The organism is Pedobacter sp. HDW13, assembly GCF_011303555.1.
Lineage (GTDB): Bacteria > Bacteroidota > Bacteroidia > Sphingobacteriales > Sphingobacteriaceae > Pedobacter.
The window spans coordinates 1,707,388-1,724,323 of sequence record NZ_CP049868.1; the positions used below are offsets into that span (position 1 = coordinate 1,707,388).

Consider the following 16,936-nt stretch of genomic DNA (forward strand, 5'->3'; position numbering starts at 1 on the left):
AATTTTATTTTTTAATTGTAGTATTCTATTTTTACAGGCAATTCTCAGAATAAGATAAACTATTTCTATATTTAACACGTAAATACCATTCTATTCAAATAGAATGGTATTTTTGTTTTCAACATGAGCGACACTAACGAAAAAAGATCACTAACAAAAGCGATCGGAAAAAAAAGCACAACATTAGAGGCAGAAATGTCTTTTTTTGATCATCTCGATGTACTCCGCAAACACTTAATCAGAGCAGTAATTGCCATTGCCGTATTTACAGGTATCGCCTTTTATTTCAATGAAGAAATTTTAGACAAAATCATTTTTGGTCCAAAGAAACCAGACTTCTGGACCTACCGCATGATGTGTAAACTGGTAGAACACTTTCCATCACTTGGTAAGGATATGTGTATCACCAAAATCAATGGCGAAATTATCAATACCGAAATGGCAGGTCAGTTTAACCTGCAATTAAATGTTTGTGTAATGTGTGGTATTGTACTTGGTTTTCCATATTTACTATGGGAAATCTGGCGTTTTATTAAACCCGCATTGCATGAGAATGAACGTAAATCGGCCAGTGGTTTTGTATTCTTCGCTTCTGTTCTTTTTATCATTGGGATTATTTTCGGATATTTTATTATTTGCGCACTATCAATTAACTTTTTAACGGGTTATACTGTTAGTACTGAAATTAAAAATACTTTCACAATAGACTCATATGTTTCTTCGATCGCAACACTAACATTAGGAACCGGAATTATTTTTGAACTCCCAATTATTATTTTTATTCTATCGAAACTGGGTTTAATGACGCCTAAGCTGATGCGGGCGAGCAGAAGATATGCGACAGTTATTATTCTAATTATTGCTGCAATTGTAACGCCAACCCCCGATATATTGACGATGTTAACTGTAGCTGCTCCATTATTTCTACTGTATGAAGCCAGTATTTTTGTTTCGGCATATATCGAAAGAAAGAAGAAAAAAGCCGAAGCTGCTTTCTACGCTAACTAACAAAAACATTACGAACAGAATTCATAATTCTCTATAAATTTGACAATGTCTGATACAAAAATTAAAATTGCTATTGGCGCGGATCATGCCGGATTCGAATACAAAGAAATATTAAAAGATTTTTTACAGGATTACGAAGTAAAAGATTTTGGCCCTTATGCTGCAGATTCAGTTGATTACCCTGATTTTGCACATCCTGTTGCTTCGGCTGTTGAAAACGGGGAATTTACCTACGGTATTTTACTTTGCGGTTCGGCAAACGGTGTGGCTATAACAGCAAACAAACATCAGGGCATTAGAGCAGGTCTATGCTGGGAAAACGAAGTCGCATCACTGGTACGTCAGCACAATAACGCTAATGTACTTTGCATTCCGGCCCGTTTTGTTTCAGAAGATGAAGCAAAAAAAATTACCGAAACCTTTTTAACTACGGCATTTGAAGGCGGTCGCCACCAAAACCGGGTCGAAAAAATTTCGTGCTAACAAGAAACTCAACTAACTATTATCATAATGAACAAAAAGTTTTTAACCCTTGGTTTGGTTACGCTTGTTACAGCAAGTTGCTTTGGCCAGATCAAACCGCTCCCGGCCAATAAAGACGCGATTAAATTTAGCAAAGCCATTAACCCGGATAATGCCTATAAACACCTGTCTGTTTTGGCATCTGATGAATACGAAGGTCGCGAAACAGGAACCAAAGGTGCCTGGATGGCTGCAGATTATATCCGCGATTATTTTAAATCTATCGGACTAAAAGGCCCTGTTGATGGCAGCTATTTTCAGAAAATTAATCTGGTAAATGTTACGTTAAAAGAAAGCCATGTAACCGTTAATGGTCAACCGAAAGAATATCAGAAAGATTATATCGTTTCACCTAGTTTAATCAGCGATAACGGTTTCACTTTTTCTACCGATCAGATTGTATTTATCGGTTACGGGATCAAGAAAGATAACTACAACGACTTTGCCGGAACCGACATTAAAGGAAAGGTAGTAATGATGTTTAATGGTGGTGACCCTACAGTTAAACAAGGTACCAGAATTGACAGGGCAGCTTACCGCGCCATGTTAGATAGCAGGGCAAAATATTTTGCAGAGAATAATGTTAAAGCCATTATACTGATCGATCCAAGTGTTGATAGAATTACCGAAAATAGCAAGCAAGCCCAAAATAAAGGCAGGGTAATGGTGAAAACCAATGCTGCTATCGAGGCACAAAAGCAAAACGAAATTCCGCGTATTTCAATCTCTGTGGCATTGGCAAACGACCTGTTAAAGGCAAACAATACTACGGTAGCAGATTTACAAAAGAAAATTACGGAAAGCGTTACGCCTGCTTCGCAAATAGTAAATGTTCCATTCTCTGCAAGTGCAGCCAAAAATGAAGCATCAGTTAGGTGCGAAAATGTTTTGGGTTACTTAGAAGGTTCTGATCCGGTACTTAAAAAAGAAGTATTGATTTTAACAGGCCACTATGATCACATTGGTTTAGAAACTGATCCAAACGCGAAAGATAAAGTAAACAACGGTGCCGATGATGATGGATCGGGTACTACAGGTGTTTTATTGATGGCAAAAGCCTTTACGGATGCAAAAAAAGCAGGCAAAGGTCCTAAACGCAGCATTTTATTTATGACAGTGGTCGGTGAGGAAAAAGGCCTTTGGGGTTCTGAATGGTACTCTGAGCACCCTGTTTTCCCTGTAGCCAATACCATTGCCGATTTAAATACCGATATGATTGGCCGTACAGGTGAAGAATATTTGGGCAAACCAGATTCTGCTAACTACATTTACTCAGTAGGCTCGAGAATGTTGAGCAGCGATTTGGCTAATTTAAGCGAGCAGGTAAATGCTACCTATACCAAAATGAAACTGGATTACAAATATGATGATCCAAAAGACCCTGAGCAAATTTATTACCGTTCAGACCACTACAACTTTGCCAAATTAGGTATTCCGATTATTTTCTATTATGATGGAATGTTACAACAGGATTACCACAAACCAGGCGATGAAGTAAGTAAAATCAACTTCCCGCTACTAGCAAAAAGAGCCAAGTTAACCTACTATACTGCATGGGAACTGGCTAACAGAGCTAAACGTCCGGTAGTAGACATGGATGGAAAAGGTAATCCGAAGAAATAATAATTCAAAAGACTAAGCCTCAGCGAAATGTTGGGGCTTTTTTTGTGCACATTACTTTTGGTGCCTGTATAAATTCATATCTTTGGTTTTTAACGGAGTAGCTAAAAACTAAAAGTAGCTATTCTTCGTTACCCCTGTAATAAAATTGCCATTGATGAAAACTGCCGAGGAATTTTTAGAGAAGTCTGATGAGAAAGCTTTCGATTTACCACATCGTAAAACCATAAATTACAATATTGGTAAATACAATGCAGCAGTTGAACGCGGCTTGTCAAAGTTCGAAAACCTCGAGGCGTCTAAAAAAAAGGCACACGTAGTAAAATGGCGGGTAATGGAAAATCTTGATAAGTTCCTGCCCGAGTTCGAATCGAACTTTCAGCGCCGAGGCGGTAAGGTTATATGGGCAAACGATGCGGCAGAAGCCCAGCAGGAAATCCTCAATATCATTAAAAGAAACAATGGCAAAACCGTCATCAAATCCAAATCGATGACGACGGAGGAAATCCACCTGAACGACTTTTTGGAGCAAAACAATATCGAATCGCTGGAAAGTGATCTTGGTGAATATATCGTTCAGTTATTGGGCCAGGCACCTTACCACATTGTTACCCCGGCCATGCACTTAAGTGCAACCGATATTGCGCAATTATTTCACGATAAATTTGGCACCCCTATCGATGCTACGCCACCACAACTGGTGCAAAAAGCTAGGGAGCTGCTCAGAGAAAAATATTTAAATGCTGATATTGGTATTAGCGGAGGAAATTTCCTGATTGCCGATACCGGAAGTATTGCCATCACCGAAAACGAAGGTAATGCGCGTTTAAGTACTACATTTCCTAAAATCCATATAGCCATTGTTGGTATCGAAAAGGTAATCCCTTCTATGGCCGATCTGGATTTGTTCTGGCCTTTACTGGCTTCGCACGGAACCGGGCAAAATTTAACGGTTTACAACAGCATTCTAAGCGGTCCCCGTCAGCCAAATGAAACGGATGGCCCCGAAGAAATGTATGTAATCTTGTTAGATAACGGCCGCACCAATTTACTGGCACAAAAAGATCAGCGGCAAGGCTTATACTGTATCCGTTGCGGGGCCTGCTTAAATGCCTGCCCGGTATATAAAAATATTGGTGGGCATACCTACAACACCACCTATAGCGGACCAATTGGTTCGGTTATTACGCCGCACTTAAAAGGCATGGAGGAGTTTAAGCATTTAAGCTATGCTTCCAGTCTCTGCGGAAAATGCTCGGAGGTTTGTCCGGTAAAAATCGATATCCATAAAATGCTGTTGCTAAACCGACGAGATGCAGCAGCCGGACACGAGAACGGCAAAAAGGAAGAAATGGGCTGGAGCATGTTCAACAAAATGATGCAAAAACGCAAGTGGATGGATTTCTTTGGTGGAAAGTTTAAAAATTTTATGCTCAAAACCTTCTTTAAAAAGAGTTGGGGCAAATACCGCGAAATGCCAAAAGTTGCAGATAAATCTTTCGCAAAACAGTTTGAGGAGATGAAAAAGAACCGGGAATCCTAGTCAGAAACCATTAGCCAAAACAACCAAATATGCATTTTAACCGAAGAGATAAAGACGACGAATTCTTACTGAATTTATATAAAAAGCTCCTTTATCCCCGGATGGTGGAGGATAAAATGCTCAAATTATTGCGCCAGGGACGCATAGGTAAATGGTTTTCAGGTATTGGGCAGGAAGCCATTGCAGTTGGCAGTACTTTGGCCATGCAGCACGAAGAATACATTTTGCCCATGCACCGCAATTTAGGGGTTTTTACTTCCCGTAATATTCCTTTAAAAAAGTTAATGGCCCAATGGCAGGGCAAGTTAACAGGCTTTACCAAAGGCCGCGACCGCTCATTTCATTTCGGTACACAAAACTATAAAATTGTAGGGATGATTTCCCATTTAGGCCCACAAATGGCCTTGGCAGATGGCATTGCATTGGCCGACCTTCTGGCTAATAAACAGCATGCTACTTTAGTTTATACCGGCGAGGGTGCAACCAGTGAAGGCGATTTTCACGAAGCGTTAAATGTTGCTGCTGTTTGGGGACTTCCTGTTATCTTTTTGATTGAGAATAATGGCTATGGACTTTCTACGCCAAAATCAGAGCAATTTAGATGTAAAAACCTGGTTGATAAAGCCATTGGCTACGGCATTGAAGGGCGGCAAATTGACGGAAATAACATTCTTGAAGTGTACGATACCATTAACCAGCTGGCTATGGAGATCAGAAAAGATCCCAGACCTATTTTGGTAGAATGCATGACCTTCAGAATGCGTGGACACGAAGAAGCATCAGGAACCAAATATGTTCCGCAGGAGTTATTTGATCAATGGGAAAAGAAAGATCCACTGAGCAATTTTGAGGCTTATTTAATTGAGCAGGGGGTGTTAACATCTGCTTCGGTTATTGATATAAAAATTGAAGTAAAAAAGAACATTGAATTAGAAGTTGAATCAGCTTTTAATGAGCCCGAACCCATTGCCGATGCCCTTCAGGAAGAACAAGACATGTACTTCCCTTTTGAACAGGAAGTCGTTCAATCAGGCCAATCTTCAACCGAAAAAAGATATTTAGATGCCATTAGCGATGCGCTCGATTTAGCTATGGAAAAATACCCCAACCTGGTTCTAATGGGACAGGACATTGCCGAATATGGCGGGGCTTTTAAAATTACGGATGGTTTTACCGCCAAATATGGTAAAGCTAGGGTTCGCAATACTCCTATTTGCGAATCGGCTATTGTTGGGGCAGGTTTAGGCCTATCCATTAATGGTTATAAAGCTGTTGTAGAAATGCAGTTTGCTGATTTTGTAACTGTAGGTTTTAACCAAATTGTGAATAATCTGGCAAAAACACATTACCGCTGGGGAGAAAAAGCCGATGTGGTAGTACGCATGCCTACTGGCGCCGGAACAGGTGCAGGACCTTTTCATTCGCAAAGCAACGAGGCCTGGTTTACCAAAACACCCGGTCTAAAAATTGTTTACCCGGCATTCCCCGAAGACGCCAAGGGTTTGCTTTTGGCAGCAATTGCCGATCCTAATCCAGTGATCTATTTTGAACATAAATACCTGTACAGAAGTTTAAGCGCACCGGTGCCCGATGGCTATTATACCACCGAAATTGGCAAAGCAGTTACTTTAAAAACTGGTAAGCAGCTCTCCATCATCACCTATGGTTTGGGTATACACTGGGCATTGGAGTATTTAAATGACCATCCTGAGCAAGAAGCAACCCTGATTGATTTACGTACGCTCCAACCCTGGGATAAGGAAACCGTCGAAGAGGCTGTTAAAGCTACAGGACGGGTATTGATTTTGCATGAAGATACACTGACTAATGGTTTTGGTGCTGAAATTTCGGCCTGGATTGGAGAGCATCTCTTCCACCACCTCGATGCACCTGTAATGCGTTGTGCAAGTTTAGATACTGCCATTCCAATGAGTAAGGTACTCGAAGATAATTTTTTAGCTAAAGCCAGATTAGCCGAAACGATTGATAAATTATTAAAATACTAACCTTTATCGTCAGGCTGAATTTATTTCAGCACCTCTAATTGAGCCCCTGAAATGAATTCAGGGTGACGAGGATTAAACATCAAATTGCAATGAGCACTTTCAAAGTCAGCGGAAACATAGTTAATATCACTAAGCGAAATATTTTCTTTGGCGAAATAGAGGTTGAAGCCGGAAAGATAAAATCTATTACTAAAATTTCGGAAGAACAGCCTGGCAGCCAGTTTATCACTCCTGGCTTTATCGATAGCCATGTGCACATCGAAAGCAGCATGTTAATTCCAAGTGAATTTGCCCGGCTAGCCGTTGTACATGGCACCGTAGCGACCATTAGCGATCCGCACGAGATTGCCAATGTATGTGGCATGGAAGGCGTAGAATTTATGATTGAAAATGGGAATACCGTGCCATTTAAATTCAATTTCGGTGCGCCAAGTTGTGTTCCTGCCACCGCTTTCGAAACGGCTGGTGCTGAGTTAAACCACGATGATGTTAAAGCACTTTTAGAACGTCCTGAAATTAAATACCTCAGCGAGATGATGAATTTTCCAGGAGTATTGTACAAAGATGAGGAAGTTTTAAAAAAGATTGCAGCTGCCCACCACTTGGGTAAACCGGTTGATGGACATGCTCCGGGTTTACGTGGCGATGCAGCTCAAAAATATATCGATGCAGGTATTTCTACCGACCACGAATGTTTTACCGCCGAGGAAGCACTGGATAAACTACAACGTGGCATGAAAATCCTGATTCGCGAAGGCAGTGCCGCTAAAAATTTTGAGGCACTAATCCATTTGCTTCACGATTGGTCGGAAATGATGATGTTTTGCAGCGATGATAAGCACCCTGATAGTTTAGTGGAAAACCACATCAACGAAATTTGTGCAAGAGCTGTAGCTAAAGGGATTGATGTTTTTAAAGTGCTCCGTGCAGCCTGTATTAACCCGATATTGCATTATAAACTGGATGTTGGTGCTTTACAGGTAAATGATGATGCAGATTTTATTGTAATTGAAGACCTGATCAGTTTCCAAGTTAAACAAACCTATGTAAATGGGCTTTTGCTGGCAGAAAATGGCAGAATGGTGGGTAATTGGATCAATCATGTTGCGAGCAAAGAATCGATTAACCATTTTGATTGCAGCCCGAAAAAAGAAGCAGATTTTATTTTACCATACAAAAATCAGCTCGAAATTCCGGTTATTGAAGCTTTAGACGGTCAGTTGATCACCAATAAGTTACTTGTTACACCAAAGGTAGAAAACGGAGACATAGTGAGTGATGTAGCCAATGATGTATTAAAAATGGTAGTGGTTAACCGTTACCACGATGCGCCCATCGCCATTTCCTTTGTTAAAAATTTTGGTTTAAAACAGGGGCAATTGCATCAAGTGTTGCGCACGACAGCCATAATATTATTGCCTTGGGTGTTGATGATAAAAGTATTTGTGAGGCGGTAAACCTGGTGATTAAGGAAACCGGTGGCGTTGTAGCCCTAGGTAATGGAAAAGAAGAAGTGCTGCCCCTACCAGTTGCTGGTTTAATGAGTAACCACAATGGTTATGAGGTTGCCACATGTTATACTGCTATCGATCAATTTGCTAAAGATTTGGGATCAACCCTCCTCGCTCCATTTATGACACTTTCCTTCATGGCACTTTTGGTTATACCACACCTGAAACTAAGCGATAAAGGTTTATTTGATGGGGATGAGTTTAAGTTGGTGTAAAATCATTTCGTATTTTATGAAATTAGATTTTATTGAAAACCTAAGCGATAGTGGGAAATTTAAGCAAGTAGTATCAGAAAATATAGTTAGATTATATGATTTTGACGAAACTCAAACAGCAAAGTTGATTAATCTAATCAAAGTGCTTGTTACTAACGGCCTTGATATTGAAATAACAAAATATGTTAAATCCGTAAATTGTAAATTAATATTAAAACTTTCCTCAATTGACAATGGGGTACTAAAAACATCAGAAGCATCAACATTTATTTGCGAATTAACTACAGCATCATACCTAGAAGCAATTGATCTTATGATAAATGTTTCAACTGGATACAATTGGTTATGTAAAACTTCAAAAGATAATATTGATTTTCTATATTCTGCTGATGGAAATTGGTAGGATTAATTTTTTAATCTAATAAAATCACCTCCGCTAGTGGATTAAACAGGTAAACGCGTTTATCATCTAAACACACACAGCGGTAACGTTTTCTGATGCGCTCGCCTTTGGTAAAACGGCGGCCATCTTTAATTTTGAAATTTGCATTAGCAGGTAATTGCTCTACATGCAAGATATCTGTTGTATCAGCATCGTATTTTTTTAGTGCACGCGATAAATGTAAATCTGAACAGCTCGAGGCCGCAGGGTTCGACATGTAATTATCTATCGCTTTATGGATATCATCCGGAAAAATATTCATGTCAAAAAAGGGGACCATCATGCGCTGGAAGTTTTTCTTCCATTCGGTACCATGCGGTTTTACCTTATTCTTAAAGTCGTTCCAGGTTAACAAATGGGCAAATTCGTGTACGGTAGTAACCAGGAAAGCATAATGGTTCAGGTTAAAATTTACAGAAATACGGTGGCCTTTATCACGGAAAGGATGGCGGTAGTCGCCCAGTTTGGTAGAACGGGTTTTGGCGATCTTAAATTCGCACTGAAAATAATCAATCCACTTGGCAATTAGCGGTGCTGCCTCTGCAGGCATATATTGCGCTAAAACTTTTACCTTTTCCACAGATGCTAAGATAAATATTTTTAAGTTTTAACCACTAAAGCCTCAAAGTTTTACAATGAAAAAACAGAATGATTATAGTTTTTAAACACAGAGAACATTGAGTTTATACAGAGAAAACAGAGTAGTTTTTGTGATATTCGCCCGGACCAAGAGCGGTATGAACATCCATCTCCAACCCAATAATGGTTCTTGTTAATAAATCTTCTTTCATAAAGCTCTTTGTGCTCTATATTTTAGCTCTGTTTTCACTGTGGTAAAAATCTTGTGCAATTTGCGGTAAAAGCATGTTATTCTTCCGTTGGAAACAACGATGCCAACACCATTTTTATCTCGCCGAAAGAATAATCCTTACCCAAAAACTCTCTTATAGTGGCCATCGATTTTGTTTTCTGGCTGTCAACTGCATCGGTAATATTTCTGATTTTATTGGGTTTAACCAGTTTCGCTACATCCAATTGTTGGGTAGAAACATAGTAAGCCAAATGGCCCTCAATGGTACCCAAAGATAAACCTCGTTCCCTCGCAATTTCAGCTAAGTTTTTGCCTTCGTTGTACAATTCAAAACTTAAAAGTTTAGTATCGGGTTTCGGCTCTTTCTTTTTCTTCTCAGCAGCAGACCTCACTTTTAGTGCCGTTCCTTTAAGGGTAATCGCCTTCTTTAACTGAGCCTCTCTTTCAACTGTATTCAAAAGGGCCTCGGTATCAGCCTTGCTGAATTCTTTTCCATCAATAATGGCCTCAAGCAGGGCTTTACTTTTATGTATTTTTTTCAGCTGTTCGTAAATCACAATTTCCAGCTCAAGCAGTTCGGTTAAATAAGTTTTAATCTGTTTTTCTTCCTTTATGACTTCAATCTGGATTAAGAATTTATCTGATACCTCTTTAATTAAAGGACTAAAATACTTCACCGCAGCCTGAACCCTTTTCGATACATTAAACAAAGTATGCTCGGTTTGCTGGGCAAAAAGGTTTTTAAGCTGGTGGATAAAAGTATCGGCTGTTGCCGTAATTTTCTGAAAATCCTTGTATAAATCCATCGTCCAATCATCGTAGCGCTGCTTGGTTGATTTGGCTTCGCTCTTATCAAAAGTTTGCATATGCTCTTTAAAATAATAGCGTACTATATTCAGATCGAAAGCCGATAACAAATAAGTTCTGATAAAATCGTGGCTCTCTGCACTAATCTGCTGATCTAGCACTTCTGCCGGCTGTTTGGTTTTAGAAAAATAATGGATGTTTTGGTCTTGTTGTAAACCACTATCGCGCAAATGCGAAGTTAATACCAATCCTTTGAGTGAGCGCAGGCGCGAAAGTGCAACATAAGCCTGTCCGGGAGCAAAAGCATCACCGATATCGATAATCGCTTTATCAAATGTTAAACCCTGACTTTTATGCACCGTAATAGCCCAGGCCAGTTTTATTGGATATTGAACAAAAGAACCCGCTACATTTTCTTCAATTTCGTTGGTGGCCTCGTTAAGTTTGTATTTTACATTCTCCCAGGTGTAAGGCGAAATCTGGATGACCGTTTTATCCTCAGGTAGTTCTATTTCTACCACACCTTTTTCGATATGGTGCACAACGCCTATTTTACCATTGTAATAGCGTTTTTCGGCAGTCATGTCGTTTTTAATAAACATAATCTGTGCACCAACCTTAAGCTCCAGACTTTTATCATTCGGATAAGCATGCTCGCTAAACTCACCGCTAACCTTAGCTTCAAAGAAGTACGATTTGCTGGTCAGCTGTGTTAAGCGTTCACGGTTTATCGCATCAGCTTTATTGTTGTGTGTGGTTAAGGTAATGTAATTCTCATCTGCGGCAGGTTTAAAATCGCGGATAAAATGTTGTTGCAGTAATATAGTATCCTGAGCGGTAATCTGATTGTTGCGCAGGTTATTTAGCAAATCAATAAAAACCGAATCATCCTGGCGGTAAATTTTATCAAGTTCAATATATACCGGTGGATTATTTTGCAGCGCCAGTGCATCAAAGAAATAAATACTCTTATAAAAGCCGGCCATTACCCGCCATTCATCGTTTTTAACTACGGGAGGCAACTGGTGCAAATCGCCGATAAATAATAACTGTACTCCACCAAAAGGCACATTTTTATTCCTGCGGATATAGCGTAACGAAAAATCAATAGCATCCAGCATATCGGCCCGCAACATACTTACCTCATCAATCACCAATAGCTCGAGTTCCTGAATCATCCGCCTTTTATTTCCCTGCATATTTAAATGCTTAACCATAGTACGTGGTGTATTAAAGTTAAAGGTGATGTTCTGATTGATGATATTTCCTGCAGCATCGGGAAAAAAAGCACCAAAAGGTAGCTGAAAAAGTGAATGGATGGTAACACCTGCTGCATTAATGGCCGCAATACCTGTGGGCGCACAAATCATCGCTTTTTTATGCGTAAGCTGAATTAATTTCCGCAAAAAAGTAGTTTTACCCGTTCCTGCTTTCCCTGTCAAGAAAACATGTTTTGAGGTGTAATTCACAAATTTAGCCGCAATTTCAGCGGGCATAGAACTTTCTTCTAATGTAGGCATCAGCAATAAAATTTTAGTTTGCTAAAACAGGGAGGATAAATAAAGCTAAACATTTTAGCACAAAAATAGACATGATTTATAGAATTTCAGGATTATTTTGTTTTTTATCTGAATCTATCGCCTGGGTTTAAACCCACCTCTCGAAATCGCCCAGGGCTTAACCCCAGGCGATAGCAATTATAACTTTCGCGCAATTAAACAATTAGCCAGTTTTTCGTATCTTTGCAGCCTCATGGAGCAAAAATCTAAAATTCTTCTTTTAGCAAGATTTCTTTAACGCTTCCACCTATCTTATAATTTCCTATTTATTATGCTTAACCCTGAAATAGAAAAACGTAAAACCTTTGCCATTATTAGCCACCCCGATGCGGGTAAAACCACACTTACAGAAAAATTTCTGCTGTTTGGAGGTGCCATCAACACGGCTGGTGCGGTAAAAAGAAACAAGGCCAACCAAAGCAATACTTCCGATTTTATGGAGATTGAAAAACAACGTGGCATTTCTGTTGCTACCTCGGTAATGGGTTTCGAATACAGCGGTAAACGCATTAATATCCTGGATACACCTGGTCACAAAGATTTCGCCGAAGATACTTACCGTACATTATCGGCGGTAGATAGTGTAATTTTGGTAGTCGACTGTGTAAAGGGTGTGGAGGAACAAACCGAAAAACTCATGTCGGTTTGCCGCATGCGGAACACCCCTGTTATTATCTTCATTAACAAAATGGACAGAGAAGGTAAAGAAGCTTACGATTTACTGGATGAGATTGAAGAAAAACTGAATATCAGTTTATGCCCACTTTCTTGGCCAATTGGACAAGGACATACCTTTAAGGGAGTGTATAGTATTTATAACAAGCACTTAAATTTATTCAATTCTGATAAAACCAAGGTTACCGACTCGGTAGTTGCCGCAAACGATTTAAATGATCCTTCGCTTTTAGATTATCTGAAAGATTCGGAAATTAAGTCTTTAAAAGACGATGTAGAACTGGTTGACGGGATTTATGGCAAGGTTGATAAAGATTTATATACCGAAGGATTACTGGCCCCCGTGTTTTTTGGAAGTGCCATCAACAACTTTGGTATTAAAGAGCTTTTAGATACTTTTATTGATATTGCGCCAAGCCCGAAACACCGAGAGGCCGAGGAGCGTGATGTGTTGGTAGAAGAGAAAAATTTTAGTGGTTTTGTATTTAAAATCCACGCCAACTTAGACCCTAAACACCGCGATAGGATTGCTTTTTTAAGGATCTGTTCTGGTAAATTTGAACGCAACAAATTTTATTACCATACCCGCCAGGATAAAAAACTGAAATTCTCTAACCCGATGGATTTCATGGCCAATGAGAAAAGTATTGTTGAAGAAGCCTGGCCAGGTGATGTGGTTGGTTTGTACGATAGTGGTAACTTCAAAATTGGTGATACTTTAACCGAAGGTGAAAAACTACAGTTTAAAGGGATTCCGAGCTTCTCACCTTCTATTTTTAAAGAAGTAGAAAACATGGACCCCATGCGCACCAAACAACTGGAAAAAGGAATTGAACAGTTAACTGATGAGGGTGTGGCACAATTATTTGTAATGCAGCCAGGAAACCGCAAAGTAATCGGTGCTGTGGGCGAACTTCAGTTTGAGGTAATTAATTTCCGTTTAGAGCACGAGTATGGTGCAAAATGTCGTTTCCGTACGCTAAGTTATACCCGTTCGAGCTGGGTAACTTCAGAAGATAAAAAGAAACTGGATGAGTTTGTAAAACGCAAGCAGCAACACATCGGTTTTGATAAAGAGGCTAACCCGGTTTATCTGGCAGATAGCGAGTACATGATTAACTTAACCAAACAAGATTATGCTGATATCGATTTCCATAAAACAAGCGAGTTTAAAAGCTAGTCGGGAGTCCAAAACGCATCAAAAAACCTCGCCAGATTTAAATCCAGCGAGGTTTTTTGTATAAGATATTCCTGAAAATTACGGCTTAATTATTTACTGCTCAAATCCCAAATCTTTAAACTGCTTAAAGTGCTTTTGCCATCTTTTGAAAAAGCAGTAATTCCGATTGCTTTTTCATCTGGAAAAATCATGGTCGAGATAACCTTTTCACCACTATTACCAAAAACTTCCAGCGATGATTTATCAATCAGGATCTGAATTTTAACTTTACTGCCAACAGGATTTATTTTAGCAGTTTGAATAATATTCTTGTCGTTTTTAATCCCTTTTTCTGAACGCGAGCAATCTACATAAAGCTCATTTCTATCGGCCTGGTAACCAACTTCAATTTCTTTGATCACCCGTCCTTCCCCATCTTTTAATTGTGCTAGTTTGATACCTGCGTTTTTCGAATTACTTAAATCAAATTCAGCTTCAATCCAATTTGCATTGCTAATATCATCGAGTTTCAGCTCTCCCTCAACAAGCAGATGTTGTTTGGAAACGACCCGGTTTTGGGCAAGTTTTTTAAGGTTACCTGCAATAACCGAACTCGGCTGCTGAAACAACCTTACCCCATCAGCAGTAGTTTTTAAAGCTAAATCTCTGGGGATAGACATTTGTCCTTTCCATGGGAAGGTTTCTTTGCCTCCGGGCTGCAACCAGCCTAAAAAAATGCGTTTATCATTTGGCGCATTGTTCCAGGGAATGGCCGCATAAAACGAATCGCCATCGTCTACCAGCAAAGTTAACTGGCCATCATTGTCATTTTTAAAAGTTTTGCCATCAAAATCACCCACAAAGTACTGCATGGTTGGCCCTTTTGGCCCAAATAGCGAAATCATTAATACCCATTTCGTATTATCCTTATTTCCATCTACTGCGAGTGGAATCATAAAAGGGCATTCCCAACCACTGCCCTGATTGCCTTGCTTTCCAAAATCGCTGAGCATGCTCCAGTCTTTCAGGTTTTTTGATCCGTAAAACCGTGCCTGGTGTTCATCAACCATAGCAACCGTCATAATCCATTGTTTAGAAGCCTCATGCCACCACACATTCGGGTCTCGAAAATCTTTTTTATTTAAATCGATGATGGGATTTTTCGCGTAGTTGGTAAAAGTTAACCCTCCATCATTACTATAAGCCATATACTGCGATTCGTTACGTTGCTTAGGCAAATCGGCCGTATAAAAAGCCAGAATTGGCGCTTTGCCCTTTCCCAATCCGCTTACATTCTGCTTATCTAAAACAGCCGATCCCGAAAAAATCATGGTAGTAGTATCTTTGGTAATCTTCTCGGGGATGGCAACAGACAGGTTTTCCCAGCGTACCAGATCTTTACTTTTGGCATGCCCCCAGCTCATGTGCCCCCATTTATTTTCGAATGGATTATACTGATAATACAGATGGTATTCACCATTCAGGTAAATCAATCCGTTTGGATCGTTAAGCCAGTTTGCAGGTGCAGTGAAGTGATAATTTGGCCGCCATTGCGGGTAGCCTGCTGTGCGAAGGTGTTCATCGCGCAAGCGATAACAAGTAATAGGATATATTTGGTTCTGCTCATAATTGGTTTTTGAGCCTTCAAAATACAAATAAGAATCCAATTACTAAAACGTTTAACTAAGCCAAGATATTTTGAGCAATGACTTTTTCCGTTTTTTGAATAGTTTCGTATTGCTCATAAGTTTGGGCTAGTCTCTTTTTAATTTTAGAAATCAAAAATCGTGGAGATAGGACTTTAACACATTCTCCAAAGCCCAGAATCTCCCGTTCCAATTCGTAGTTCAATACCACATCGATTCTAAAAATTGTTGTTTTATCGTTTTTTGACAATATCATCTGTGATGAATGCAGTGGTTTGGTCACAACATATGGCGCATGATAGTTGGCAAATTCTAAGATTACCTTCTGTGCCCGGTCTTTCTCGTTTTTGCTCACGCCAATCAAATCTTCATAGTAGCGATCAAAATCTACCCCTTCATAAGCCAAAAATTCTTCGTTTGGCAGTTCCTGAAATTCGACAATACGATCTAAAGCCAGATTTAAGATCCCAGGACGTTTCTTTGCTTTGCAAATCAAAAACCAGCGGTTTCTGTATTCCTTTAACAGGTATGGATAATAAATTCCCTGTTGCGCCTGCTGTGCCTTAAACGATTTATATTCAATCAGCAACGAACGCTTATTTAACACGGCCTGGTAAAGTGAAGGGATGCACTCCAGTCCTTTTACCAACTTATTGCTTTCTAACTGGATGTTATTGCCACTTTGCTTGGTCGATTTGTAAAGGTTGTTCTCCAGACGGGCAATCATATCGCTCATTTCGTCGAAATAATTAAAAGCGTTAAACTGTTTCAATACACCAACAATTTCTTTCATTTTATCTACATCGGCATGGTTAATCTGCGCTTTTGTTATGCTAAAACCTGGATCTTCATAAGCATAAAACCGCTTATCTTTTACCACAATCGGTGCATTATAGCCGAGTTTATCACTCCTCATCAATTGGATGTCGGCTTGTATGGTACGTTTACTTACGCCACTGGTTATGCCTTCCAACTCGTAAAGGGTTTCGGCAACCTTTTCAATAATATCGTCGAGTGTCCATTTACGGAAACGGTTTTTCAAACAATCGTCGATGGTTTTATAACGGATGAGGGCTAATTTATTAATGGCCATTTTAGAGCAGTTTTAGGTTTCTGTTAAAAATCTAGTGATTTCGTTAATCTAAATATACGAAAGCGCTTCACATCTACGCAATACAATTGCGCAGATCACGATAAAAAGAAACATTTTTCAGGAAGAATAAAATTCATTCAATTAATTATCAGATACATAAAAAAATAATCATAAAATATTTTCAACTACGCAATTCCTCCGCGCAGTGGTGCTGGCATCTTTGTAATGTCGCCAGTCGATAATGAAGTTCTTTGAAAAACATCAACAATAAATTGCTGATTTACTACAAAAAATAAACTGTTTCAATAATACGCGCTCT

General features: G+C 39.4%; 11 protein-coding genes and 1 pseudogene. 8 read left to right on the plus strand and 4 right to left on the minus strand.

Annotated elements, in window-relative coordinates:
- Positions 1 to 123: 123 nt before the first annotated feature.
- From tatC to G7074_RS07095, 7 genes and pseudogenes are all read left to right on the plus strand, one after another.
- The gene (gene tatC, locus G7074_RS07065; protein WP_124560615.1) at positions 124 to 1,008 is read left to right on the plus strand and encodes a twin-arginine translocase subunit TatC; all 885 of its coding nucleotides are present in this window, start codon (positions 124 to 126) and stop codon (positions 1,006 to 1,008) included.
- 45 nt (positions 1,009 to 1,053) lie between these two features.
- Positions 1,054 to 1,491, plus strand: a complete 438-nt coding sequence (gene rpiB, locus G7074_RS07070) for a ribose 5-phosphate isomerase B (protein ID WP_124560616.1) — start codon at positions 1,054 to 1,056, stop codon at positions 1,489 to 1,491.
- 27 nt (positions 1,492 to 1,518) lie between these two features.
- On the plus strand, positions 1,519 to 3,153 hold the full coding sequence (locus tag G7074_RS07075; protein WP_166207603.1) for a M28 family peptidase: 1,635 nt from the start codon (positions 1,519 to 1,521) through the stop codon (positions 3,151 to 3,153).
- Positions 3,154 to 3,304: 151 nt separating this feature from the next.
- The gene (locus G7074_RS07080) at positions 3,305 to 4,693 is read left to right on the plus strand and encodes a LutB/LldF family L-lactate oxidation iron-sulfur protein (RefSeq protein WP_124560618.1); all 1,389 of its coding nucleotides are present in this window, start codon (positions 3,305 to 3,307) and stop codon (positions 4,691 to 4,693) included.
- Between the two features lie 29 nt (positions 4,694 to 4,722).
- Positions 4,723 to 6,699 carry a thiamine pyrophosphate-dependent enzyme gene (locus G7074_RS07085; RefSeq protein WP_124560619.1) on the plus strand — a complete coding sequence of 659 codons (1,977 nt, stop codon included), beginning with the start codon at positions 4,723 to 4,725 and terminating at the stop codon, positions 6,697 to 6,699.
- 269 nt (positions 6,700 to 6,968) lie between these two features.
- A pseudogene (gene ade, locus G7074_RS07090) lies at positions 6,969 to 8,425 on the plus strand (adenine deaminase).
- Positions 8,426 to 8,441: 16 nt separating this feature from the next.
- Positions 8,442 to 8,828 carry a hypothetical protein gene (locus tag G7074_RS07095; RefSeq protein WP_124560621.1) on the plus strand — a complete coding sequence of 129 codons (387 nt, stop codon included), beginning with the start codon at positions 8,442 to 8,444 and terminating at the stop codon, positions 8,826 to 8,828.
- A 10-nt stretch (positions 8,829 to 8,838) separates the two neighbouring features.
- On the opposite strand, the gene G7074_RS07100 is transcribed toward G7074_RS07095, so the two are convergent.
- Together G7074_RS07100 and G7074_RS07105 are read right to left on the minus strand one after the other, a co-directional pair.
- On the minus strand, positions 8,839 to 9,447 hold the full coding sequence (locus tag G7074_RS07100) for a SprT-like domain-containing protein (protein WP_205944168.1): 609 nt from the start codon (positions 9,445 to 9,447) through the stop codon (positions 8,839 to 8,841).
- A 287-nt stretch (positions 9,448 to 9,734) separates the two neighbouring features.
- Positions 9,735 to 12,005, minus strand: a complete 2,271-nt coding sequence (locus G7074_RS07105) for a helix-turn-helix domain-containing protein (protein ID WP_166207606.1) — start codon at positions 12,003 to 12,005, stop codon at positions 9,735 to 9,737.
- 310 nt (positions 12,006 to 12,315) lie between these two features.
- Between G7074_RS07105 and G7074_RS07110 the strand changes: the two genes are divergently transcribed.
- Entirely contained in the window at positions 12,316 to 13,899 is a 1,584-nt protein-coding gene (locus tag G7074_RS07110; RefSeq protein WP_124560624.1) for a peptide chain release factor 3, read from the plus strand.
- Between the two features lie 89 nt (positions 13,900 to 13,988).
- Here G7074_RS07110 and G7074_RS07115 read toward each other — a convergent pair whose 3' ends face one another.
- Positions 13,989 to 15,545, minus strand: coding sequence for a glycoside hydrolase family 32 protein (locus tag G7074_RS07115; protein WP_240916493.1), 1,557 nt, complete (start codon positions 15,543 to 15,545; stop codon positions 13,989 to 13,991).
- 16 nt (positions 15,546 to 15,561) lie between these two features.
- The gene (locus G7074_RS07120; RefSeq protein WP_124560626.1) at positions 15,562 to 16,617 is read right to left on the minus strand and encodes a YafY family protein; all 1,056 of its coding nucleotides are present in this window, start codon (positions 16,615 to 16,617) and stop codon (positions 15,562 to 15,564) included.
- Positions 16,618 to 16,936: the final 319 nt, after the last annotated feature.